Source organism: Streptomyces sp. NRRL S-920 (genome assembly GCF_000717945.1).
GTDB lineage: Bacteria > Actinomycetota > Actinomycetes > Streptomycetales > Streptomycetaceae > Streptomyces > Streptomyces alboniger.
This window is the reverse complement of record NZ_JODF01000045.1, coordinates 1-23,128: the sequence shown is the minus strand read 5'-3', so window position 1 is coordinate 23,128 and position 23,128 is coordinate 1. Positions and strand designations below refer to the sequence as shown.

Sequence of the window (23,128 nt, the reverse complement as noted above, 5' to 3'; positions counted from 1 at the left end):
CGATGGGACTCATCGGCGAACTGCTCATGCTGCCGCTGGCCCCGGCCCGCGGCTCCCTCTGGGTGCTGAGACAGGTCGTCGACGAGGCGGAGCGGCAGTACTACGACCCCTCGGCCATCCGTCGCGAACTCGCCCGCCTCGAGCAGCGCCTGGAGGCGGGCGAGATCGACGAGGACGAGTTCGAACGGGGCGAGGACGAACTCCTCGACCGGCTGCAACACAGCACAGGACAGGACTTCAGACAATGAACCGACTGGCAATGGGCCTTGCCGTGGGCGCGGGATACGTCCTCGGCCGCACGAAGAAGGCGAAGTTCGCGTTCGCCGTCGGCACGATGGTCGCGGGCAAGCGGCTGAACCTGAGCCCGAAGGCGCTGGGGTCGCTGGTGACCCAGCAGCTGGAGAACAACCCGCAGTTCAAGGAGATCGGCGATCAGCTGCGCGAGGATCTGCGGGGTGTGGGCAAGGCCGCCACGGGATCGCTCCTGAACCGCCAGCTCGAAGGCCTCGCCGACCGGCTGCACGACCGCACCCTCGACGTCCAGGACCGGATCTCCGGCGTGGCGCCGGACGACGTCAAGGACGTGGGCCGGGACGACGAGGACGACGCGGACGATGCGGACGCGCCCCGGGACGAGGACGAACGGGACGAGGACGAGGACGACGCGGAGTCCGAGCCGGCCGGGCGGGGCAGGAAGACGGCCGCCAAGAGGCCGTCGAAGCCGGCCGCGAAGAAGACCGCGGCGAAGAAGACGGCCCGCAAGACCGTGCCGAAGCAGGCTGGCCGGAGCAGGGCCGCCCAGAGCAAGACCGGTCAGAGCAAGACGGCCGAGAGCAAGACCGGCCAGAGCAAGGCGGCCCAGAGCAAGACCGCCCAGAAGAAGTCGGCTTCGGCGGCTCGCGGCGGCGCCCGCAAGACGGCCTCGGCGTCCCGTACGGGCGGCGGCCGGGCGAAGGGAGGCGACCGTGGCTGAGTCACCCCTGGGCAACATCACGCGCGGCCCCGCCGCCGACCGCCTGAAGGAAGAGGCGCAGGCCTACCTCATGGCGCAGATCGAGCGCATGCTCATCGGCGTGGGCCACCGCCTCGGCGACGCCACCGTCAAGCTGAACGACATCGCGGACGGCAAGAGCCCCGGCTTCCGCAAGCTCGCGCTGGAGGCGGGCAAGAAGGTCGCCGAGGGCAAGGGTCCGGTGCGTGGCGCGCTGGAACTGGGCGGCAGCCGGCTGAAGGAGAAGGTCACCGACGCCGTCAAGGGCGTCGGGGGCGGCAAGCGCAAGAAGGGCGGCGCGGGCAAGAAGCCCACCGTCATCCTGGAGTACGTCGACGTCGGCGTCCCGGTCCGTGAGGCGTACGACCAGTGGACGCAGTACCAGGAGTTCTCCACCTTCGCGAAGGGCGTCGAGGACGCGACCGTCGCGAGCGACACGGACATCGACTGGAAGCTCAAGGTCTTCTGGTCCAAGCGCAGTTGGAAGGCGCACACCACCGAGCAGGTCCCGGACCAGCGGATCACCTGGACGTCCGAGGGAGCCAAGGGGACGGCGAAGGGCGCCGTCACCTTCCACCCGCTCGCGGAGAACCTCACCCGGGTCCTGCTGGTCATCGAGTACTACCCGCAGGGGCTCTTCGAGAAGACCGGCAACATCTGGCGTGCCCAGGGCCGCAGGGCACGCCTCGACCTCAAGCACTTCGCCCGGCACATCACGCTGCGCGGCGAGGCGAGCGACGGCTGGCGCGGTGAGATCCGCGACGGCGAGGTCGTCCGCAGTCACGAGGACGCCGTGGCCGATGAGGAGTCCGAAGACGAGCGCCCCGAGGCCGAGTACGACGAGGACCACGCGTACGAAGAGGACGGCGAGGACCGCGAGGACGCGCCGGAGGCGGAGTACGAGGACGAGGACGAGGGCGAGCCCGAGGAGGAACTCGACGAGCCCGAGGCCGAGTACGACGAAGAGGCCGAGGAGGAAGCCGACGAGCCCGAGCCCGAGCCCGAGGACGAGCCCGAGGCCGAGTACGACGAAGAGGCCGACGGCGAAGTCGACGAGGACGAGGTCGATGAGGAGACGGACGACGAGCCTGAGGACGAGACGGACGTCGAGCCCGAGGACGAGGTCGATGAGGAGGCCGATGTCGACGAGGAGAAGCGTCGCGAGTACGCCGGGTCGGCCGACGGCGGACGGGACAGCCGATGACGGCCTCCCCGGGCGGCGGCCTGCCCGGCCCCTACGGCAGCAGCGGCGGAGGGGCCAACCTCGCGGACATCCTTGAACGCGTCCTGGACAAGGGCATCGTCATCGCGGGCGACATCAAGATCAATCTGCTCGACATCGAACTGCTCACCATCAAGCTCCGCCTCATCGTCGCCTCCGTCGACAAGGCCAAGGAGATGGGTATCGACTGGTGGGAGCAGGACCCGGCGCTGTCGTCCGGAGCGCGCCACAAGGAACTCTCCCAGGAGAACGCCGAGTTGAGGCGGCGTCTGGAGGAACTGGAGTCCCAGGGCGTCCTGGAGCCCGCCGAGAAGGAGTCACGTGAGCCTGGCAAGTGAGGAACTGCGCTACGTCTACGCGGTCTGCCGCCCGCTGGACGCGCCGCTCGCCGCCGACCTGACCGGGGTCGGCGGCGTGCCGCCCCGGCAGCTCGCCCACGAAGGCCTCATCGCCGTGGTGGGCCCGGTGCCGGAGCGGGACTTCGCGGAGGAGCCGCTGCGCAGGCATCTGGAGGACCTGGACTGGCTCTCCGACACGGCCCGCGCACACCAGCGGGTGATCGCGGCGCTGACCAGTGTCACCTGCCCGCTGCCGCTGCGGCTCGCGACCGTCTTCCGGGACGACAGCGGCGTACGCGCCATGCTGGAGGAGGGGGCGGACCGCTTCCGGCGGGTCCTCGACCGGATCGACGGATGCGTGGAATGGGGCGTCAAGGTTCATCTGGAGAGCGAGGAGTCCTCGCGGGAGCGGCCCGCCGGGGCGGCGGCGAGCAAGCCGCTCTCGGGGCGCGACTATCTGCGCCAGCGGCGCAGCCGGCAGACCGCCCAGGACGAGAGCTGGCAACGCGCCGAGGCCTTCGCCCAGGCCCTGCACGAGAAGCTGTCGCGCCGGGCCGACGACTCCAGGCTGCACGCCCCGCAGAACTCCTCCCTGTCCAAGGCGCCCGGACGGAACATCCTCAACGCCGCCTATCTGGTGCCCCGCGCGCACTCCGAGGAGTTCGTCGAACTCGTGGACCGCACCAAGGACGAGGAGAGGGAATCCTCCGGTCTGCGGGTGGAGCTGACGGGCCCCTGGGCGGCGTACTCCTTCACCGCCCATGACGAAACGGGCGCCGACAAAACGGGCGCCGATGACGCGGGGCGCTCCCGATGACGGTCGTCGAGCGGCGTGAGATAGCCCTGGTGGACCTGCTCGACCGCCTTCTCGCGGGCGGGGTCGTCATCAAGGGCGACATCACGCTGCGGATCGCGGACGTCGACCTCGTACGTATCGACTTGAACGCCCTGATCAGCTCGGTGAACGAACAAGTGCCGTCACCGTGGCCGGAATTGGAGTAACCCATGGATGGCGGCGACCGCAAACGCATGGACCTCGATCCGGACACCGTGGAGCGGGACCTGGTGAAACTGGTCCTGACCATCATCGAGCTGCTGCGCCAGCTCATGGAGCGCCAGGCCGTGCGCCGCTTCGACACCGGTGACCTCACCGAGGACCAGGAGGAGCGGATCGGACTGACGCTGATGCTCCTGGAGGACCGGATGGCCGAGCTGCGCGACCGGTACGGCCTGCGGGCCGAGGACCTGAATCTGGACCTCGGTCCGCTGGGCTCGCTCCTGCCGAAGGACTAGGCGCTTACCGCGAGTTGTGTGGGACGCTTCCCGAGATGGATGAGGTCGGGGGCGCAGACGATGACACAGAGGACGACGCGGAGGGCGGGGCGGAGGAGCGTCCGGGGCTGGGGCGGCATCGCCGTACCTGCCCCCCGCGGCGCGGCAAGCCCTCCGGGTACGCGCTGCTCCTGCTGACCCTCACCCCCTTCTCGGCCCTGACCTACCTCCTGACGCTCCTTTTCGGCGCGGTGTTCGGCCGGGACGCGGGCGGCGCGGCCGCGGTGTTCGCCGGACTGGCGCTGCTGGTGCCGTTCGCCGTCCGCGCGTCGAGGTACCGGCGGCACACGAGAGTGGAGTTCCGCCTCTACGACAAGGGCCTTGTCGCGATCGCGGGCGACGGGACGGAAGCGGTCTATCCCTGGCGGTCGGCCGCTGTCTTCACGCACGGCCCGAACCGCTACAAGGTGTCCAACCCCGAGGGGGCGGTCGTCACGCTCCCCCCGGAGGGGGAGTGGGGCCCGGTGGTCCGGCAGGGTGTCCGGGACGAGCAGCTGGCCCCGGCCGCCGAGACCGCTCTGAACGGCGGTGAAGTCCCTTTCGGAGAGCTGGTGTTGAGCCGAGACGGGCTGACCGTACGGCGTAGGCGCGGCCGGGACGACTTCACTGCCTGGGAGGACGTCGACTCGCTCTCGCTCACGGCCGAGGGCGACCTCGTGGTCACCTCGCGGGGCAGCGACTTCCCGACCTATTTCGTGCGGCCCGGGAGTCGGGTGCCCAACCTGGAGATCTTCCTCGATCTCGCCCGTCGGCTGCGCGCACGCAGACCGCGGACGGCCCGCGCCGCGCCCGAACCGTCTCCAGAGACGGCGACTCCGGAGACGGCGGCTTCGGGCGAGCCAGCGCCGACCGGCCCCGCGCCGGCTCCCGGGGACGATCCGGAACCACTGACCGGAGTGCCGGAACTCCTGGCCCTGTACGTCACCTTCGGGGTGGGCGCGTGGGCGGCCTGGCACCTCGGCACCGCGCAGGGCATCGACGGTCCGGGCGCCGCACTCCTCGCCGCCGTCAGGGCCGCCCTCGGCGGAATCGTCGGCGCGGTCGCGGGCATCGGTCTCGCGGCAGCCGTCATGGCCGCGCCGGAAATAGTCGGCGCCCTGATCGTCGAGCCCGTGATCCGCTGGTTCCGGCACCGCCGCTACATCGCCGCGGCCGTCCTCGCGCTGTGCGCGACCGTCCCGCCGGTGGCCCTGCTCGTCGTCCTGTTCCGCGCGTTCCCCTCCCGCCTGGTCCCCCTGGTGGTCCTGCTCTTCTTCGGCGGCTGGACGTTGCTGCTCGCGGTGAAGCGGTGCGGTGTCTCCGAGCGCCTGATCGTGCGGCACCTTCCGGATCTGCCAGGCGTGTTCCTCGTCGTCCTCGCCGTCGAGCAGCTCGTCTCCGGGGACGTACTGACTCTCGTGCCGGCCGCCGGATTCCTCTTCCCGCTCGCCATCTGGCTCTCCTGGCGCGGCTGGCGCAAGCTGAAGGACTCGGCACGGCCGACGGTGCAGGCGGCGGCCGACATCGTCCTGTCCGTGGAACTCGGCCTGGTGCTCAGCGTGTTGATGGTGTGGCTGGCCAACGTACTGTCGTTCAGCCCGCGCCAAGTCAGCGTCGTACGCGGCGTCGTGGAGAGGATCCAAGGACTGACCGAGGTGCACTGGCTGTACTGGCTGGCGGTCTACACGGCGCTGGCGCTCGGCAGTTACGCGGCCCTGCGATGGCCGGACCGCGTCGGGCGGCTCAGGCGTCGGTGGCGCCCGGCGCGCTTCGGCGAATCCCGGCTGCCGCTGGGCCTCACCGCCAACTTCGCCCGGCGCTCCCTGTCAGGGGTCAGCATCGGCATCATGGTCGCCCTGCTGTTCCTCGTCGCGCTGGCCCCGGTGTCCGAGGGCGCGTGGAAGCGGCCGATGGCCGAGAGATACGCGCTGGAGGTCCAGCGTCGGCAGTACGCCGAGGGCGCCACAGCCGCGTACAAGGAGATCCACCAGCAGGTCACGGCGCACCCCCGGGCCGCCGCCCGGCTGCGAGCCGTGATCCTCGCCGTGGACCGGGCCGCTCCCTCGCCGCCCGGAGAGCCCGTGAACCGGACGGCGCTGGACATCGCCCGGCAGGTCGGCCGCTTCCAGGCCGCCACCCTCGCGCTCGACGAACCGGCGCCCCCACCCGAGCCGACCCCGGAGGCCGACGACCTCGACGGCCGGCTCGCCCAGCTCGACGAGACCCAGCGGCGCACCGCGGAACGCGAGCAGCGGACCGACCGGTTCGCCGAGCTGGCCTCCCTCGCGATCACCCGCACCTTCGACGCCCTCGACCTGGGCGACAACCAGGCCGTGCAGCTGGTCAAGGAGTACCTCGGCGGCCTGGTGGAGGACGGCCCGGTGAAGAAGGTCTTCCACCGGTGGGGCGAGGGCGTCGGCCGGCCCCCGCCCGAGGGCGGCCGACTCGTACGCGTCGACGTCCGCCGTCTGACGGCGGTGGCCTACGAGCGCACCCACGCGGCCGTCGCACGCGTCGACGCCGGCCTGCTCGCGTTCTACGGCCGGTTCGGCGTCGGCGTCCCCGCCGAGGTGACGTCGCCGCGACTCGCGGTCGATCTGGCGAACCAGCGCCGGTATCTGCGGCAGGGCACGGGCCCCTGTACCGGCTGTGTCACCTCCACGACCGGAGGATCCAGCACCGGCGGAGGCGGAGGGGGCGGCCGCCGCTGAGAGCCGGTCGAGCCCGCGCCCGGGACGCACGCCGGATGCGGCCCGGCGGAGGACGACGCGTGCCGGATGCGGCAGAGAACGACGCGCGCGTCGGATGCGGGGGAGCGCAACGCGCGCTACTTGCGGCAGAGGATCTCGCCGTGCAGCACCACGAACCACCCGTCCTGCGCCCCGCCCCACTCCCGCCACGCCGCCGCGAGAGCCCGCAGCTGCTCGACGTCCGCGTGCCCGCCCGACACCGCGCGTTCGGCGTAGGAGGAGGCGACCGTGCGGTCCGCCCACAGCCCGCTCCACCAGGCCCGCTCCTCGTCGGAGGAGTAACACCACGTGCCGGCGCTCGCGGTGACGTCCGTGAGACCGGCCTCCAGGGCCCAGGACTTGAGGCGGCGCCCGGCATCCGGCTCGCCGCCGTTGGCGCGGGCCACCCGCCGGTACAGGTCCAGCCAGTCGTCCAGGGCGGGCACCTTCGGGTACCAGGTCATCGCCGCGTAGTCGGCGTCGCGGGCCGCGATGATGCCGCCCGGCTTGCAGACCCGCCGCATCTCGCTCAGCGCCCGCACCGGATCGCCCACGTGCTGGAGCACCTGATGGGCGTGCACGACGTTGAACGTGTCGTCGGGGAAGTCGAGGTCGTGCACGTCCGCGACGGCGAAGTCCACGTTGTCCAGGCCGCGTTCACCAGCCGTGGCGCGTGCCGTGCCGAGGATGTCCGGCGCGTGGTCGACGCCCGTGACACGGCCCCGCGGAACCAGCGCCGCCAGGTCGGCGGTGATGGTGCCGGGCCCGCAGCCGATGTCGAGGACCGTCATGTCCGACTTCAGCGAACCGACGAGGTACGCGGCGGAGTTGGCGGCGGTGCGCCAGGTGTGGGAACGCAGCACGGACTCGTGGTGCCCGTGCGTATAGACGGCGGTTTCCTTCGGCATGGCGGACTCCTCCAGGTTCGCTGCACGCTTGCTGCGGTACGCCGAACCTACGCCGCCGCGCCGAATAATGAGACCCGTGTATCAGTATCTGGTCACCCGATGACGGGGAGCGGCCGATAGACCGTGAGCGCCTCCGAGAGCTTGTCGAGCAGCAATGCGCCCTGGACGTCGGTGAGTTCACCGTCGTACGCCGCCACCGTGCCCGGTCCGATGTCGTCCACCCGCAGACTCCGCAGTCGCACCGCCGCCTGGACCGGGGTGCGGACCGCGGAACCGGCGAGCGCGGCGGCGAGCAGCCGCACGCCCGGCTTCCGCCCGCCGTGCACGGCGCGTACGTCCAGCAGCCCGTCCGCCAGGTCGAGCCGCCGCCCCGGCGCGAGACCGAACCGGTGGTACGAGCCGTTGCCCGCGAAGAGCAGCCACAGCGGCCGCCTGCGGCCCCGGACCTCGGCGCTCATCGGCGCGGGCGTCGAGCGCAGCGTCCGCAGGGCGGCGAGGGCGGACGCGGGCCGGTCGCCCAGGCGGCGTGCCCAGCGGTCGCTGCGGCGGACCGTCTCCGGGAGGACACCGAGGCTGAAGGTGTTGAGGAAGATCCCCTCGGTCCTGTCCTCCTCGGGAGTGCCGTCCGGCGAGCGGAAGCGGCCCACGTCGACCGTCACCGCGCCGCCCTCCTCCACGGCACGGCACAGGTCGCGCGTCTCCTCCACGCCGATGTCGTAGGCGAAGTGGTCCGGCCTGCCGCCGGGCAGCACCGCGAGCGGCAGCCCGTGGCGCAGGGCGACACCCGCCGCGGCGTTGACGGAGCCGTCACCGCCGCACACCCCGAGGGCCCGCGCGCGGCCCGCCGCCTTCTCCAGCTCGGCGCCCACGTCGTCCGGCTCACAGGTGATGACCTCGGCGAGTGGCAGGACGGCCCCCAGGGCCCTCGCACGCTCACCGGCGCGCGCACCGGACTCGGCGACCAGAACCAGGCCCTCGCCGCCGGGCAGGGCGGGCGCCTCGGGACGCGGCCTGCCCGGGGCGGGCAGCTGACCGCGGGTCGGCGCGAGGCCGCGCACCGCGAAGGCCGCGCCCGCGCCGAGAGCCGCGCCCGCGACGACGTCACCCGGGAAGTGCACGCCGGTGTAGACACGGGAGAGCGCCACCGCGCCCGCGACGGGCGCGACCCCCGCGCCCCAGGCCCGCGACTCCAGCGCCACACCGGTGGCGAAGGCCACGGCGGACGCGGAGTGACCCGAGGGGAACGACGTGGTGATCGGCTGCCGCTTCAGCTGCCGGATCAGCGGCACCGAGTCGAGCAGCGGCCGGGCCCGCCGCACCGAGCGCTTGCCGAGCGTGTTGATGGTCGCGGAGGCCAGCGCGAGCGAGGCGACCCCGCGCACGGCGGCCCGGCGGGCCCTCGGCGTGCCGGTCGCCGCCATCGCCGCGGCCGTGCCGAACCACAGCAGCCCGTGGTTGGCGCTGCGGCTCAGCCGGGGGAGGAGACGGTCGGCGCCCGGCCAGTGCCGGGAGGCGACCGCTTCGAAGACGCGGTAGTCGAGGGCGAGCAGCCGGGCCCGCGGGCCGTCCTGACGTGAGGGGGAGACATCTGCGGTCATATGCTCCGGGTACCCGGACCGGTCGCGGCCACTACCGCCGCACAAACCGGTTTGCCGCGACGGCGGCCGGACACGGAGAATCCCGCCCATGGGACATCTGGAAGCCGCGCACCTCGAGTACTACTTGCCGGACGGGCGGGCGCTGCTCGGTGACGTCTCCTTCCGGGTCGGCGAGGGCGCGGTCGTCGCCCTGGTCGGGGCCAACGGCGCGGGCAAGACCACACTGCTGCGGCTGATCTCCGGCGAGCTACAGCCGCACGGCGGCAGCGTCACCGTCAGCGGCGGCCTCGGCGTGATGCCGCAGTTCGTCGGCTCCGTACGGGACGAGAGCACCGTGCGCGACCTGCTCGTCTCCGTCGCCCAGCCGAGGATCCGGGAGGCCGCGAAGGCCGTCGACGCCGCCGAGCACGCGATCATGACGGTCGACGACGAGGCCGCCCAGATGCAGTACGCCCAGGCCCTCTCCGACTGGGCCGAGGTGCAGGGCTACGAGGCCGAGACGCTGTGGGACATCTGCACCACCGCCGCGCTCGGCGTCCCCTACGACAGGGCCCAGTTCCGCGAGGTGCGCACCCTCTCGGGCGGCGAGCAGAAGCGCCTCGTCCTGGAGGCCCTGCTGCGCGGCACCGACGAGGTCCTGCTCCTCGACGAGCCGGACAACTACCTCGACGTCCCCGGAAAGCGCTGGCTGGAGGAGCGGCTGCGGGAGACCCGCAAGACCGTGTTGTTCGTCTCCCACGACCGGGAGCTGCTCGCCCGCGCCGCCGAGAAGATCGTCAGCGTCGAGCAGAGCCCCGGGGGCGCCGACGCGTGGGTGCACGGCGGCGGCTTCGAGACGTTCCACGAGGCCCGCAGGGAGCGCTTCGCACGCTTCGAGGAGCTGCGCCGCCGCTGGGACGAGAAGCACGAGCAGCTGAAGAAGCTGGTGCGCACCCTGCGCCAGGCCGCCGAGGTCAGCCACGAGATGGCCTCGCGCTACCACGCGGCACAGACCAGGCTCCGCAAGTTCGAGGAGGCGGGCCCGCCCCCGGAGCCGCCCCGCGAGCAGGACATCACCATGCGCCTGCACGGCGGCCGCACCGGCGTCCGCGCCGTGACCTGCGAGGGTCTTGGCCTCACCGGCCTGATGGAACCCTTCGACCTGGAGGTCTTCTACGGCGAGCGGGTCGCCGTCCTCGGCTCGAACGGCTCGGGAAAGTCGCACTTCCTGCGCCTGCTGGCCGGCGAGGACGTGGCGCACACCGGCGCCTGGAAGCTCGGCGCGCGCGTCGTGCCGGGCCACTTCGCGCAGACCCACGCGCACCCCGAGCTGTTCGGCCGCACCCTCCTCGACATCCTGTGGCGCGAGCACGCGCAGGACCGCGGCGCCGCGATGTCCCGGCTGCGGCGGTACGAACTGACCGGCCAGTCCGAGCAGAAGTTCGAGCGCCTCTCCGGCGGCCAGCAGGCCCGCTTCCAGATCCTGCTCCTGGAGCTGGAGGGCTGCACGGCCCTGCTCCTCGACGAGCCCACCGACAACCTCGACCTGGAGTCCGCCGAGGCCCTCCAGGAAGGCCTCGAAGGCTTCCAGGGCACCGTCCTCGCCGTCACGCACGACCGCTGGTTCGCCCGCTCCTTCGACCGCTATCTGGTCTTCGGCAGCGACGGCCGGGTCCGGGAGACCCCCGAGCCGGTCTGGGACGAGCGCAGGGTGGAGCGCGCGCGGTAGCCCACCGTGTTCCGTACCGCGCGCCCGGACCTCGCCCGGTGCATCCTGGGGTAGTACGCGCCGAGCGGGTACCCGGGGGGCAGGGAGCGACGCGACGAGGCGATCGGAGCGATCCATGAACGGAGTCGACCCGGGTCAGCTGGACGACCAGCAGCTCATCAAGGAGCTGGAGACCATCCACCGGACCCGGCACACCACCCTGCTGCACGGCTCGGACGACGCCCTGCGGGCCCACGACGAGCGCATGGCGGAACTGGAGGCCGAGTACCTGCGCCGCCATCCGCGCAGGTCGGTGGCGCCCGGCCGCACCCGCACGGGGGCGCGGGAGAGGGGGAACACGCCATCATGACGCAGCACGACACCACCACCCCGCACGTCCTCGACCGGCACGGCCAGGCACTCAGACTCTTCACCGACCGGGTGCACGCCGTCCACGACGACCAGTGGGACGTGCCCACCCCCTGCACCGACTGGACGGTGCGCGACCTGGCCAACCACCTCACGTCCGAGCAACTGTGGGTGCCGCCGCTGCTCCGTGACGGCGCCACGGTCGACACCGTCGGCGACAGCTTCGACGGCGACATGCTCGGCCCCGACCCGGTCGCGTCCTGGGACACCGCGGCCACCGCGTCCCGCGCCGCGTTCCGCGAACCGGGCGCCCTGGAGCGCTCCGTCCACCTCTCCTTCGGCGACACCCCGGCCATCTTCTACTGCGCCCAGATGACCACCGACCTGGTGGTGCACGCCTGGGACCTGTCCCGGGCGATCGGCGCCGACGAGACGCTGCCCGCGGACCTCGTCGAGTTCTCCGTACGGGAGATCTCGCCGTACGCGGCGGAGCTGGAGAAGAGCGGCCTCTTCGACCCGCCGCTGGAGCCGCCGCCGGACGCCGACGCGCAGACGCGGCTGCTGAGTCTGGTCGGGCGCCGGGCGTGAGACCGGCGAGCACCGGGGGCGCGTGGGGCGGCGGCAGGCCACGGCCGATTCCTTTCGCACGCGGCGGGGTAACCGATCTGCCATGAGAGTTGGCGTGGTGGACGTGGGGTCGAACACGGTACGGCTGGTGGTCGCGGACGCCGACGGGCAGGTGCCGCTGCCCGTCCACACGGTGAAGCGTCGGCTGCGGCTCGCCGAGGACGTGGACCGGGACGGCCGGCTCGGCGAGGAACCGGTCCGCAAGCTGGTCGAGGCGGTGCGCGACGTACGGGCACAGGCGAGGCGGTGGGGCGTGGCGGAGCCGTTCGCCTTCGCCACGTCCATCGTGCGCGACGCGCCGAACCGCACCGAGGTGCTCGACGCCGTGGAGGCGGGGACGGGGCTTCGGCTGCGCACCCTGACCGGGGAGGCCGAGGCGGAGCTGACGTTCCTCGCGGCCCGCAGATGGATGGGGTGGCGCGCCGGACCGCTGGTGCTCTTCGACATCGGCGGCGGCACGTTCGAGGTCGCGTTCGGCCGCAGCAGGCTGCCCGACTACGCTGCCTCGCTGCCGCTGGGCGCGGGCCGCCTCACGCGGGACTTCTTCGACGGGCAGGACCCGCCGCGCGGGCGCGACATCAAGGCGGTCCGGCGCCAAGTGCGCCACCAGCTGCGGGACGTGGCCGCGCGGATCCGCTGGGAGATGCCGCACACGGCGGTCGCCACCTCGCGTACGTTCCAGCAGCTCGCCCGGTTGTGCGGCGCCGCCCCCGGGCGCTACGGCCCGTTCGTCCAGCGGGAGTTGGGCCGCCTCGAACTGGGCAGGGCGCTCAAGGAACTCGCGCAGCTGCCCGCCGACCGGCGGGCGCAGCTGCCGGGCATCTCGGCCGCGCGCGCGGGACAGTGCCTGGCCGGCGCGGTCGTGGCCCACACGGCCATGAAGCTGACCGGGCTCGAAGCGCTGACCGTGTGCCCGTGGGCGCTGCGCGAGGGGATCCTGCTGCGTTACATCGAGGACGGCAGCGACGCCTGGTGGGCCCAGGAGGAGCGGACGGCCCCCGGGGACGGTACGCGCGACGACGCCACGCCCCTGCGGCTGGCCACCTCGCCCTGACGCGATCCCGCTCCGCTGCCACTTCTGCCACGTCGCCCCGACACCGGCCCGCGCACCGCCGGAAGGCGGGCGGGGGGCGCGGTGCGCGACGGCGGGACCCTCAGGCCTGGTGGATGCCCGGCCAGCTGTCCGGATCGGCGCGGCTGATGTCGGCCAGCGCCGACGACGGGTCCTGGGAGAGCGCGAGATCTCCGAGGCTCACCATCCCCACCGGGTGCCCGTCCTCGACGACGGGCAGCCTGCGGACCGCGTGGTCGCGCATCAGACCGACCGCGTCCGACACGGCGTCACCGGGGGCCACCACCACGGGATTGGGCGTGCACACGGCCTCGGCGCTGACTGTCAGCGGATCGGCGCCGTCCGCCACGGCACGCAACGCGATGTCCCGGTCGGTGAGCACACCGATGACCCGGCCGTCCGTGGCGACCAGCACATCCCCGATGTCCTGGGCGCGCATGAGCTGCGCCGCCTCCACGAGAGAAGCGTCGGGGCGCACCGCCACCACGCCCGGCGTCATGACGTCCCTTACGAATTCAGCCATGGCTGACCTTCCTGCATGCGTTCGTTCGTTCGTCGGACACTCCTCGGGGTGACTCCGCCCGAAGTACCCCTGTGCCCCACGGCTATGCCCCGCCCACCCGGCAGGTTCGCGCCGCCCGCGGGACATTGCGGACACGCCCTAGCCGCGGCGGCCGCGCCCCTTCCCGTCCTCACGCGCCCTGCCCGCCCCCGGCAGGAACTCCTGCATCTTCGCCTTCAGCCCCTGCTTCACCATCGAGGAACGATCGGCGTCGCCCTTGAGGACCGACTCCGCCGTCGCCTCCATCTGCTCCCACGTCGCGTGCGGCGGGATCGGCGGCACCGCCGGGTCCGTGCGGAAGTCGATGACCACCGGCTCCCGCGCCTCCAGAGCGGCCCGCCAGGCCGCCTCGACCTCCTCGGGGTGCTCCACCCGGATCCCGGTCAGACCGATGGACCGCGCGAACTCCGCGTACGGCACATCGGGCAGCGACTGCGACGGCAGGAACGACGGCGCGCCGCCCATGGCCCGCATCTCCCAGGTGACCTGGTTCAGGTCCTGGTTGTTCCAGACGGCGACGATCAGCCGCGGATCGTCCCAGCGGTGGTGGTACTTGGCGGCCGTGATCAGCTCCGCCATGCCGTTCATCTGCATCGCGCCGTCCCCCACCAGGGCGACCACGGGACGGTTGGGATGCGCGAACTTCGCCCCGATCGCGTACGGCACACCGCACCCCATCGTGGCGAGCGTCCCCGACAGCGAGGCGCGCATGTCGCCCCGCATCGTCAGATGACGCGCGTACCAGTTCGCCACCGAGCCCGAGTCGCACGTGATGAGCGCGTTGTCGGGCAGCAGCGGGTCCAGGGCGCGCGCCACGTACTCGGGGTTGACGGGATCCGCGGACTGCTCGGCCCTGCGCCGCATGACGTCCTTCCAGCGCGTCACGTTGGCGCAGATCTCCTCCTGCCACTCGCGGCTGACCGCGCGCCGGTCCTTGTCGATCAGCGGGATCAGCTCGCGCAGCGTCGCCCGTGCGTCGCCGACGAGATTCACCTCGTACGGATACCGCATCCCGACCATGTGCGGATCGATGTCGATCTGCACCCCGCGCGCCGAGCCCGGCTCCGGCAGGAACTGCGCGTAGGGGAAGCTCGACCCGATCGTCAGGAGCGTGTCGCAGTCGCGCATCAGCTCGTACGAGGGACGGGTGCCCAGCAGGCCGATCGACCCGGTGACGTAGGGGAGTTCGTCGCTCAGCGCGTCCTTGCCGAGCAGCGCCTTCGCGACACCCGCGCCGAGCAGCTCCGCGATCTCCTCGACCTCGGCGCGGGCCCCCGCCGCGCCCTGGCCGATCAGGATCGCCGCCTTGTCACCCGCGTTGAGGACCTCCGCGGCCCGCTCCAGGGCCGTCGGCGACGGCATCGCCGTCCAGCCGCTGCGGTCCAGACTGGAGGGGACCATCTTGAACGCGTGCGGGGGCGGGGTGTAGTCGAGTTCCTGCACATCACCGGGGATGATCACGGCGGTCGGGCAGCGGCGCGCGTACGCGGTGCGGATCGCCCGGTCGAGGACGTTCGGCAGCTGCTCGGGCACCGTCACGGTCTCCACGAACTCGGACGCCACGTCCTTGAACAGCGTGTGCAGATCGACCTCTTGCTGGTACGAGCCGCCCATCGCGCTGCGGTGCGTCTGTCCGACGATCGCGAGCACCGGCACATGGTCGAGCTTCGCGTCGTACAGGCCGTTGAGCAGATGAATGGCGCCCGGCCCCGACGTCGCCACGCACACGCCGAGGCGTTTGCCGAACTTGGCGTAGCCGACGGCTTCGAACGCCGACATCTCCTCGTGTCGCGCCTGCACGAACCGCGGCTGGTCCTCGGCCCTGCCCCACGCGGCGAGCAGGCCGTTGATGCCGTCACCCGGATAGCCGAAGACCTGCTCTACCCCCCAGGCGCGCAGCCTCTCCAGGATGTGGTCGGCGACCGTGACACTCATGGCGGAACCCTCCGGGCGGGTCGGGAATCGGCGGTCACCCCCGGGTGTCCGGGGCGACCCGGAGGAAACCTACGGCCGGATCGGGGGCGTTTGGTCCTCCCCACGCGGGGCAGGCGAAGAAACAGTGCTTCGGACCGGAGGCACGTCCGTGGGAGCGGTCGCATCGCGCGCCCCGGGTGTGTTCCCGTCGTGGTCCGACGCCCGCACTCCCACGGTGACCGTCCATCCCCAGGCACCCCCCAAGGGAGTTGCGACGCACCATGCGTTCCCACACGAGCACCGCGTTACCGCCCAGGAACACGGCCGCACCGGCCAGGAGCACGCGCCACTCTCACGACGACGCCCCGGACACCACCGAGGCCTTCGAACGCCTTCTCGATCTTGAGGAGGGCCCCGAACGGGACGCCCTGCGCCAGGAGATCGTCCAGGCCTGGCTGCCCATGGCACAGCGCCTCGCGGGCCGCTTCCGCAACCGCGGCGAGTCCCTCGACGACCTGCGCCAGGTCGCGGCCCTCGGCCTCGTCAAGGCCGTCGACCGGTACGACCCGCGGCGCGGCACCGCCTTCGAGAGCTACGCCGTGCCGACCGTCACCGGCGAGATCAAGCGGCACTTCCGCGACCACATGTGGACCCTGCACGTGCCACGCCGCGTCCAGGACCTGCGCAACCGCGTGCGGTTCGCCCGCCAGGACCTCTCCCAGACCGTCTCCGGACGCGCCCCCACCACCGCCGAGATCGCCGAGCACGCCCATCTGAGCGAGGAGGACGTGAAGATCGGCCTGGAGGCGCTCGAAAGCTTCACCGCGCTCTCCCTGGACGCCGAACTCCCGGGCAGCGAGGACGGCTACTCCCTCAGCGACGCCCTGGGCGGCCCCGACCCCGCGCTCGACGTCGTCGTCGACCGCGAGGCCGTCAAGCCGCGCATCGCGCAACTGCCCGAGCGGGAGAGGACCATCCTCTACATGCGGTTCTTCGGCGATATGACGCAGAGCCGCATCGCCGACGAGATGGGCATCTCGCAGATGCACGTCTCACGGCTGATCAGCCGCTGCTGCGACCGGCTGCGCGACCAGGTCATGCGCGACGCCGCCTGACACCTCCTGGTGCCGCCTGACACCGCCCGGCGCCGCCTACCGCCGCATGGCGAGTGCCATGTGCCGGGACAGCACGTCGACCGCGCGCGCCTCCGCCATCGAGAAGGCGAGGCGCGCGCCGCACCGGAAGAGCGTGAGGACACCCTCCACGGGGCCGTCCGCGCGGGCGCTCAGCGGCACGCACAGCAAGGACGTGACCTCGGCGCGGACCAGGACATGCGCGCCGGTCGCGTCCCGCCCGAAGGCGTCCGGGTCCTCGGGGCGCACCTGCAACGACCCCGCCCCGCCGCGCGCCGCCTCCACCACGAGGGGGCACGCGGCGGGGTCCTGCGCCAGCACGTCGGCGACCGGCGCGCCCGGCGGCCCGAGCACGACGGTACGCCGGAGCCGCGCGGCACCCGCGTCGGCGACCACCCAGTCCGCGAACCGCCCGTGCAGCACCGAGGCGGCCCGCTCCAGCACCGCCGCACGGTCGGCGGGCGCCGTGAGCAGCGCCGTCGTCATCGCGTCCGCCAGGTCGAGCTGCGCCGCGTGCCGGGTGGCCTCACCGAGGTCGGGCACGGGCCGCGGCACGCTCGGCGACTGCTGCGCGCGGGTCACCGAGGGCTGGAGCACGACGAGGACGGCCGTGCGCGGCTCGGTGCCGGGCCGCAGCGCGGTGAGCGTCGCCCGGACCGGCGTGGCGGGGCTCTGCTGGAGGTGTACGACGAGACTGCGGTCGCCCTCGCCACGGGCGACGGCGGCGGCCTGCGAACGGAACGCGACCCGGTCGGCGTGCATCAGGAACCCGGTCAGCGGCCGGCCCGCCGCGAAGCCCGTACGGACCCCGGTCAGGGCGGCGCCCGCCAGGTTCATCCGCCGGATCGCGGTCTCCCTGTCGATCAGTGCCACCGGCAGCGGCATCCGCTGGAAGATGGCCCGCAGCAGCCGCTGCTCGTCCCGGTCCGGCGAGGCGCCGCTCAACTGCCCCTCGGCGCTCAGACGCTCATACGTGGGCCACAACTGGCCGACCACGTGGTCGAGTTCGAAGATCGCCGCGTCAAGTACCCTGCCGAGGCCGTCCCCCGGGACGGAGCGGGCCGACTTCAGCGCGGCGACACGGCGCACGAAATCCGTGAGGTCTTCACCGAACTCCTCCATCTGGTGCATGGGTTGAACCTAACGGCTGATCCTGTTTTCCGGAGGGCCCGGGGGGAAGCCGAAGGGGAGAGGAGGAACACCCCATGGCGCCCTTGCCGGACCCGGACCTGCTCCGACCGGAATCAGCTCTTCCCGGCCGCAGGCTCTCCGAACTCGCCGAACAGGCCGTACGGTGCACCCCCGCCTGCTGCGGCGCGAGCACCACGGTCACCGACGGCGGCGACGAACACCCCGCCGCCGTCACCCACCCCGACCTCGCGGGTCTCGTCTCGGTGCAGCTCCGCTCGGGGGAGGGGCCCATCCCGGCCGCCGAGGAGCGGGGGACACCGGTCGACTCCGACGACCTGCTGCGGGACGAGCGATGGCCCGAGTACCGTGCGATGGCCCTCGACTCCGGCGTACGCTCCAGCGTCACCCTGCCCTTCCAGCGCGCCGGGCTCACGGTCACCCTGAGCCTGTTCAGCTTCCGCCCCGGCGCGCTCGACGACGCGCCGCACGGCCCCGCGCAGGCGCTCGGTGACCTGGCCACGGCCAGCTTCGTGCGCGACCGGCACTACCGCGCCGCGCTGAGCGAGCTGGACCAGATGGGCACGGCCCTGCGCACCCGGCCCGTGGTGGACCAGGCGTGCGGGATCGTCATGCACGTACTGGGCTGCGAGGCGGACGCCGCGTTCAGCGTGCTGCGGCGCATCTCCCAGACGACGAACCGCAAGCTCGCGGACGTCGCGGCGGCGCTGGTCGAGACGAAGGGGCGCGGCCTGGAGCGGGAGCTGGTCTCCCTGGCCCGCTGAGGTCCGCCTCTCCAGCCCGCACCAAGGCCCGAGCCGGTCGACACCGACCGGCTCGGGCCGTGCCGCCGCGCGCTCACCCGGGCGGGGCCCAGCGCGGGCGGCGGGCACGGGAGCGCGTTGTGATGGGCATGTACGGCTGCGCCGGGCACGTGCGGGCATGTCCTGGGTACAGAGCCGTGCCGTGGGTGCAGGCCCGTGACCTGGGTAAGACCCGTACCCGTGCCCTGGGTACAGATCCGTCCCACGGGGCAGGAGACAGTCACGCGAGTGCACGGAGGTACGTATGAGGCGGACGGACTCCGCGGGCCGCGGCCCCGTCCGGTACGGCCCGCCCCCGCCCGAGCCGGGCCTCCCGGTCCTGCCCGAGCTGGCCTCCGCCGTCGCCTCGGCCGCCGGCCGCTCACACGGCGAGCCCCCCGGCGGCGGCCCCGCCCTCCTGGACGCCGCGAGCGGCTACTGGTCCCGCCGCGGGCTCGCCGTCGAACGCGGCCACGTCGCCGCCGCCCCGGGCGCCCCGCCCCTGCTGCTCGCCCTCACCGCGGCCCTCGGCGGCGACGTCCTGCTGCCCCGCCCGTGCCCCGCCTGGTGGGCGCCCCAGGCGCGGCTGCTCGGCCGCGGGGTCTTTCACGTGCCGACGCCCGCCGAGTGCGGCGGCGTCCCGGACCCGTACGCCCTCCTGGAGACCGTCCGGCGCGTCCGCGCCGAAGGCGGCAGGCCCCGGCTGCTCGTGCTCAGCGTCGCCGACGACCCGACCGCCACCGTGCCGCCGCCGGAAGTGCTGCACGAGGTCGTCGAGGCGGCCGCGGACGAGGGTCTGCACGTCGTCAGCGACGAGACCTGGCGCGACACGCTGCACCACCCCCACGAGACCGTCCTGATCGGCCCCGCCGAGATGGACCACGAGCGGGTGACCGTCCTCTGCGACCTCACCGGCCCTTTTCTGCCCCCGTCGCTGCCCGCCGCCGTGGCCCGCTTCCCCGCCACCGAGGACGGCGCGGACCTGCGCGCCCGCACCCTCGACGTCCTCACCGCACTCGGGGCCTCCACAGCGGCCCCGGCCGCCGCCGCGGCGACGTACGCACTGGGCGAACCGGACGAGATCACCGCGCGCCTGGCCGCCGCCGTCCGCCTCCACGCGCGCGTGGCCGACGCCGCGCACCGCGCCGTGCTCGCCGCGGGCGCGCTGGCCAGGCCCCCGCGGGCGGGCCGCCACCTCTACGCCGATCTCGGCCCGCTGCGGCCGGCGCTCGCAGCCCGGGGCGTCGGCGACGCACAGGACCTGGAGGACTTCCTCGGTGAACGGCTCGGCATGCCCGCGCCCGGCGGCCACCGCTTCGGCGACGACATCGACGCCCTGCGCGTACGGCTCTCCACGGGACCCTTCCTCGGCTCAACGCCCTCGGAACGCCTGGTGTCTCTCGGCGCGCCGGACCCCCTGGAATTGCCGCACGTGGAAAGGGCGTTGAGCATGTTCGGATCGGCCTTCGACGATCTCCGCGCGGACACACAGCGAATGGAGCCTCCTCGGTGACCCCACAGGCGCAGCAGCAGACCCAGGAGCAGGTGCAGGAGCAGGCGCGGACACCCACGCCGTCCCCACCGCCCCCGCCGCTCCCCGCGCCCGGCGCCGCGCGCCGCTGGCCGAGGACGTTCGCCGACCGGCTGACCGCGCCGCTGCCCGGACTGCGAGGGTTCGCGAGGTTCGCGCGCGAGGGGGCCCTGCGACCGCGCCCCGAAGGCCTCGCCGACATCGGACGGCTGCCGTTCGAACCGGGCCCGCTGCCCGAGGTCGACGCCCGCACCGTCGCCGTCACCTGGGCGGGCCACGCCAGCTGGGTCGTCCGTATCGGCGGCCTCACCGTCCTCACCGACCCCGTCTGGTCCCGCAGGATCCTCGGCACCCCGGCCCGCGTCACCCCCGTGGGCGTCGCCTGGAGCGCGCTGCCGCCCGTCGACGCGGTCGTGATCAGCCACAACCACTACGACCATCTGGACGCCCCGACCCTGCGCAGACTCCCGAGGGACACCCCCGTCTTCGTCCCCGCCGGGCTCGGCCGCTGGTTCACCCGCCGCCGCTTCACGCGCGTCACCGAACTCGACTGGTGGGAGGGCGCCGAACTGGGCGGCGTGCGCTTCGACTTCGTGCCCGCCCACCACTGGTCCAAGCGGAGCCTCGCCGACACCTGCCGTACGTTGTGGGGCGGCTGGGTCATGACGGACGCCCAAGGACAGCGGGTCTACTTCGCGGGCGACACCGGCTACGGCCACTGGTTCGAGCGGATCGGCGAGCGCTACCCCGGCATCGACCTCGCGCTGCTGCCCATCGGGGCGTACGACCCGCGGTGGTGGCTCAGCGACGTGCACTGCGACCCGGAGGAAGCGGTCCGGGCCGCCGGTGACCTGGGCGCGCGGCGGATGGCACCCATGCACTGGGGCACGTTCCTGCTCTCCGCCGAGCCGGTCCTCGAACCGCTCACCCGGGTGCGTACGGCGTGGGAGAAGACGGGGCGGCCCCGGGAGGACCTGTGGGATCTGCCGGTGGGGGCGTCGCGGGTGCTCGACCGGGCCCCGGGGGCCTCGTGAACCAGGGGCGCCTTACGCGGGGGCCCGTCTGACCTTGCGCCACACGGCCGGCGCCGCGCTGATCGTCACCGTCAGAGCGACCGCCAGCGCGACGCCCTCCCACGGCTCCTTGAACAGCGAACCGCCGAGGATGCCGATCAGCTGGTACGTCACCGCCCACGCGAGGCACGCCGGTATGTCACCGCGAATGAACCGGCGCAGCGGCATCTTCGCCATCAGGCACGCCAGCATCACCGGGATCCGCCCCGCGGGAACGAGCCGCGACAGCACCAGCACCATCACGCCGTGGTCCCGCAACTTGGCCTGCGCCTGCGCCAGCCGCTCCTCGGGCGCCCGGTCGCGGAGCGCCGCGAGCCAACGCGAGCCGTTCTTGGACCGCATGCCGCGCCGCCCGAGCCAGTACAGGCCGACATCACCGAGGAACGCCGCGAGCGCCGCGACGCCGAAGACGATGAGCAGCGAGAACGGCACCGTCTGATGCAGGGCCACCACCGCCGCCGAGCTGACCAACGCGCCCGTCGGCACCACCGGCACCAACGCGCCGATCACCACCAACAGGAACAACGACGGATAGGCGACCGCCTGCTGCGTGCTGTCCGGCGCCACCTGGGCCGCCACGGCGAGTATCACCGGGCCACCTCCGGCAGCACGCTCTCGCCGTGCGCGAGCCGGTGCACCGCCACCCCGGGGGCCAGCTGAGCCGCGCGGCGCACGAACTCCGGCCCCGGCGCGTGGAATTCATGAGGGCGCACGGCGTCCATGCCGATCGGCCAGTACGTGCCATAGTGCACCGGGATCGCGCTGCGCGGCGCGATCCGGGTCAGCGCCTCGGCGGCACGGCCCGCGTCCAGGTGCCCGTGGCCCAGGTAGGGGCCCCAGCCGCCGACCGGCAACAGCGCCACGTCCACGTCCCCGACCTCCTCGGCCATCGAGTCGAAGAGCCCGGTGTCCCCCGCGAAGTACGTACGCGCCTCCCCGCACACCACATAGCCGAGCGCCGGGGAGAGCCGCGGACCGAGGGGCAGCCGCCGCCCGTCGTGCAGCGCGGGGACCACGCGTACGACGAGGTCACCGACCGGGATCTCGTCCCCGGCCACGACTTCGACGAAGCGCAGGTGGGGCAGCCTGCGGGTCAGTCCCGGCACCGAGCGCGGCGCCCCGCGGGGGACCAGCGCGAGGGTGCCGGGGGCGAGCCGGGCGAGTGAGGGGACGTGCAGGTGGTCGGCGTGCAGATGCGACACGAGTACGACATCGGCGACCGCCGCGGCCGGGGGCGGCGGGGCGCCCCTGCGGCGGCGCAGATGGGCCAGGCGGCGGGCGAAGAGGGGGTCGGTCAGGACGCGGACGCCCGAGTCCTCGACCGTGCAGGTGGCATGGCCCCACCACGTGACCTCGACCGGCACCCGGTTCCTCCTTCGTACGACTGTCTATGAGCCTACGGCCAGGAGTAGGGTCTGCGGCCGGGACGGACGGTGAGGGGCGCACGGACGGTGAAGGGGACTCTATGGGCGAGGTCACGGGTGCCGGTACGTCCGTGGTGCGTGCGGCGGCGATCGCCAGCCTCACACCTCTGGAGGAACTGGACGCCGACCCCTTCCTGGTCGACTCGCGCAGCCAGCACGCGATGTGCGCGCGGTGGGCCGCCGAGCAGGGGTATGTGATCACGCGGGAACTGGTCGTACGAGGGCTGCGCGCGGACCACGTGGTGCTGTGGGGGGATGTCGAGGCGGGCCTCGTGGACCTCTTCGTCGTCCCGAGCCGCAGGGTGCTGGAGAGGGCGCTGCGGTGCCCCGAGGAGTTCGCGGCGGAGTGCGCGCGGCGGGGGGTGCGGGTGGAGACGGCGGGGCTCGCGGAGCCGGCGTACGACTCCCGTATGAAGGCCAGGGTGCACCGCCGCCTGTCCATGCCGACGGCAGGCTACGACGGCCGCTAGCCCAGCCCACTACGTGGCCCGCCCTTCTTCCCCCCCGGCCCGCCTCGGCGGGGCCCCGCGACTGACCGGCCACCCCCACCACCCGGTGCTCCCCACCCACCGGCCCGAGCCCTGCATCGACCTGCGGCTGCCCATGCCCTGCATCGGCCTGCCGTGTCCGGCCCTGCGCCGGTGCGTTGGTCTGGGGCTGCCTGGACCGCATCCTCGCCCCTTTCGCCGCTGCGCGGCGTTCCCCACC

At 73.1% G+C, this 23,128-nt stretch carries 24 protein-coding genes; 17 read left to right on the top strand and 7 right to left on the bottom strand.

Annotated elements, in window-relative coordinates:
* Nucleotides 1-2: 2 nt before the first annotated feature.
* From IG54_RS0127005 to IG54_RS0126970, 8 genes are read left to right on the top strand one after another with little or no spacing between them, the layout of a single operon-like run.
* On the top strand, nt 3-248 hold the full coding sequence (locus IG54_RS0127005) for a gas vesicle protein GvpG (protein WP_030789808.1): 246 nt from the start codon (nt 3-5) through the stop codon (nt 246-248).
* A complete protein-coding gene (locus IG54_RS43110; RefSeq protein WP_030789805.1) occupies nt 245-973 on the top strand; it encodes a hypothetical protein in 729 nt (242 codons plus the stop codon). Before IG54_RS0127005 ends, IG54_RS43110 begins: the two co-directional genes overlap by 4 nt.
* Nucleotides 966-2,195, top strand: coding sequence for an SRPBCC family protein (locus IG54_RS0126995; RefSeq protein ID WP_051820000.1), 1,230 nt, complete (start codon nt 966-968; stop codon nt 2,193-2,195). The genes IG54_RS43110 and IG54_RS0126995 overlap by 8 nt, the downstream gene beginning before the upstream one ends.
* A complete protein-coding gene (locus tag IG54_RS0126990) occupies nt 2,192-2,551 on the top strand; it encodes a gas vesicle protein (RefSeq protein ID WP_030789799.1) in 360 nt (119 codons plus the stop codon). Before IG54_RS0126995 ends, IG54_RS0126990 begins: the two co-directional genes overlap by 4 nt.
* Nucleotides 2,535-3,368 (top strand): GvpL/GvpF family gas vesicle protein, encoded by an 834-nt coding sequence (locus tag IG54_RS0126985; RefSeq protein WP_234336358.1) that lies wholly within the window; start codon nt 2,535-2,537, stop codon nt 3,366-3,368. The genes IG54_RS0126990 and IG54_RS0126985 overlap by 17 nt, the downstream gene beginning before the upstream one ends.
* Nucleotides 3,365-3,553: a gas vesicle protein gene (locus IG54_RS0126980; RefSeq protein ID WP_030789793.1), complete on the top strand. Its 189-nt coding sequence runs from the start codon at nt 3,365-3,367 to the stop codon at nt 3,551-3,553. The genes IG54_RS0126985 and IG54_RS0126980 overlap by 4 nt, the downstream gene beginning before the upstream one ends.
* 3 nt (nt 3,554-3,556) lie before the next feature.
* Nucleotides 3,557-3,844 (top strand): gas vesicle protein K, encoded by a 288-nt coding sequence (locus IG54_RS0126975; protein ID WP_030789790.1) that lies wholly within the window; start codon nt 3,557-3,559, stop codon nt 3,842-3,844.
* Between the two features lie 35 nt (nt 3,845-3,879).
* Nucleotides 3,880-6,573: a hypothetical protein gene (locus tag IG54_RS0126970; RefSeq protein WP_030789787.1), complete on the top strand. Its 2,694-nt coding sequence runs from the start codon at nt 3,880-3,882 to the stop codon at nt 6,571-6,573.
* A gap of 116 nt (nt 6,574-6,689) precedes the next feature.
* Here IG54_RS0126970 and IG54_RS0126965 read toward each other — a convergent pair whose 3' ends face one another.
* Entirely contained in the window at nt 6,690-7,499 is an 810-nt protein-coding gene (locus tag IG54_RS0126965) for a class I SAM-dependent methyltransferase (protein ID WP_030789785.1), read from the bottom strand.
* A gap of 92 nt (nt 7,500-7,591) precedes the next feature.
* The gene (locus IG54_RS0126960) at nt 7,592-9,097 is read right to left on the bottom strand and encodes a bifunctional phosphatase PAP2/diacylglycerol kinase family protein (RefSeq protein WP_030789782.1); all 1,506 of its coding nucleotides are present in this window, start codon (nt 9,095-9,097) and stop codon (nt 7,592-7,594) included.
* A gap of 88 nt (nt 9,098-9,185) precedes the next feature.
* Here IG54_RS0126960 and IG54_RS0126955 point away from each other — a divergent pair, with 88 nt between their 5' ends.
* From IG54_RS0126955 to IG54_RS0126940, 4 genes are all read left to right on the top strand, one after another.
* The gene (locus IG54_RS0126955; protein ID WP_030789779.1) at nt 9,186-10,805 is read left to right on the top strand and encodes an ABC-F family ATP-binding cassette domain-containing protein; all 1,620 of its coding nucleotides are present in this window, start codon (nt 9,186-9,188) and stop codon (nt 10,803-10,805) included.
* A gap of 115 nt (nt 10,806-10,920) precedes the next feature.
* Nucleotides 10,921-11,154 carry a DUF6158 family protein gene (locus IG54_RS0126950; RefSeq protein ID WP_030789776.1) on the top strand — a complete coding sequence of 78 codons (234 nt, stop codon included), beginning with the start codon at nt 10,921-10,923 and terminating at the stop codon, nt 11,152-11,154.
* The gene (locus IG54_RS0126945; RefSeq protein ID WP_030789773.1) at nt 11,151-11,741 is read left to right on the top strand and encodes a TIGR03086 family metal-binding protein; all 591 of its coding nucleotides are present in this window, start codon (nt 11,151-11,153) and stop codon (nt 11,739-11,741) included. The genes IG54_RS0126950 and IG54_RS0126945 overlap by 4 nt, the downstream gene beginning before the upstream one ends.
* A gap of 82 nt (nt 11,742-11,823) precedes the next feature.
* Entirely contained in the window at nt 11,824-12,834 is a 1,011-nt protein-coding gene (locus IG54_RS0126940) for a hypothetical protein (RefSeq protein ID WP_030789770.1), read from the top strand.
* Nucleotides 12,835-12,934: 100 nt separating this feature from the next.
* Here the strand turns inward: IG54_RS0126940 and IG54_RS0126935 are convergent, their stop codons facing one another.
* Both IG54_RS0126935 and IG54_RS0126930 read right to left on the bottom strand, forming a co-directional pair.
* On the bottom strand, nt 12,935-13,375 hold the full coding sequence (locus IG54_RS0126935; RefSeq protein ID WP_030789766.1) for a CBS domain-containing protein: 441 nt from the start codon (nt 13,373-13,375) through the stop codon (nt 12,935-12,937).
* Nucleotides 13,376-13,513: 138 nt separating this feature from the next.
* Nucleotides 13,514-15,349, bottom strand: coding sequence for a thiamine pyrophosphate-requiring protein (locus tag IG54_RS0126930; RefSeq protein ID WP_030789763.1), 1,836 nt, complete (start codon nt 15,347-15,349; stop codon nt 13,514-13,516).
* Nucleotides 15,350-15,609: 260 nt separating this feature from the next.
* On the opposite strand from IG54_RS0126930, the gene IG54_RS0126925 reads away from it, so the two are divergent.
* A complete protein-coding gene (locus IG54_RS0126925) occupies nt 15,610-16,443 on the top strand; it encodes an RNA polymerase sigma factor SigF (RefSeq protein WP_030789760.1) in 834 nt (277 codons plus the stop codon).
* Between the two features lie 36 nt (nt 16,444-16,479).
* Here the strand turns inward: IG54_RS0126925 and IG54_RS0126920 are convergent, their stop codons facing one another.
* Nucleotides 16,480-17,592, bottom strand: a complete 1,113-nt coding sequence (locus IG54_RS0126920; RefSeq protein ID WP_030789757.1) for a PAS domain-containing protein — start codon at nt 17,590-17,592, stop codon at nt 16,480-16,482.
* 74 nt (nt 17,593-17,666) lie between these two features.
* Here IG54_RS0126920 and IG54_RS0126915 point away from each other — a divergent pair, with 74 nt between their 5' ends.
* From IG54_RS0126915 to IG54_RS0126905, 3 genes are all read left to right on the top strand, one after another.
* Entirely contained in the window at nt 17,667-18,374 is a 708-nt protein-coding gene (locus tag IG54_RS0126915) for an ANTAR domain-containing response regulator (RefSeq protein WP_051819998.1), read from the top strand.
* Nucleotides 18,375-18,657: 283 nt separating this feature from the next.
* Nucleotides 18,658-19,905 (top strand): aminotransferase class I/II-fold pyridoxal phosphate-dependent enzyme, encoded by a 1,248-nt coding sequence (locus tag IG54_RS0126910; protein ID WP_030789751.1) that lies wholly within the window; start codon nt 18,658-18,660, stop codon nt 19,903-19,905.
* A 32-nt stretch (nt 19,906-19,937) separates the two neighbouring features.
* Nucleotides 19,938-20,957 (top strand): MBL fold metallo-hydrolase, encoded by a 1,020-nt coding sequence (locus IG54_RS0126905; RefSeq protein ID WP_051820016.1) that lies wholly within the window; start codon nt 19,938-19,940, stop codon nt 20,955-20,957.
* Nucleotides 20,958-20,969: 12 nt separating this feature from the next.
* Here the strand turns inward: IG54_RS0126905 and IG54_RS0126900 are convergent, their stop codons facing one another.
* Nucleotides 20,970-21,587, bottom strand: a complete 618-nt coding sequence (locus tag IG54_RS0126900) for a DedA family protein (protein ID WP_106977095.1) — start codon at nt 21,585-21,587, stop codon at nt 20,970-20,972.
* Nucleotides 21,584-22,360: an MBL fold metallo-hydrolase gene (locus tag IG54_RS0126895; protein ID WP_030789742.1), complete on the bottom strand. Its 777-nt coding sequence runs from the start codon at nt 22,358-22,360 to the stop codon at nt 21,584-21,586. Before IG54_RS0126895 ends, IG54_RS0126900 begins: the two co-directional genes overlap by 4 nt.
* Nucleotides 22,361-22,461: 101 nt before the next feature.
* On the opposite strand from IG54_RS0126895, the gene IG54_RS0126890 reads away from it, so the two are divergent.
* Complete coding sequence (locus IG54_RS0126890; RefSeq protein WP_030789739.1) at nt 22,462-22,890, top strand: hypothetical protein; 429 nt, start codon at nt 22,462-22,464, stop codon at nt 22,888-22,890.
* Nucleotides 22,891-23,128: the final 238 nt, after the last annotated feature.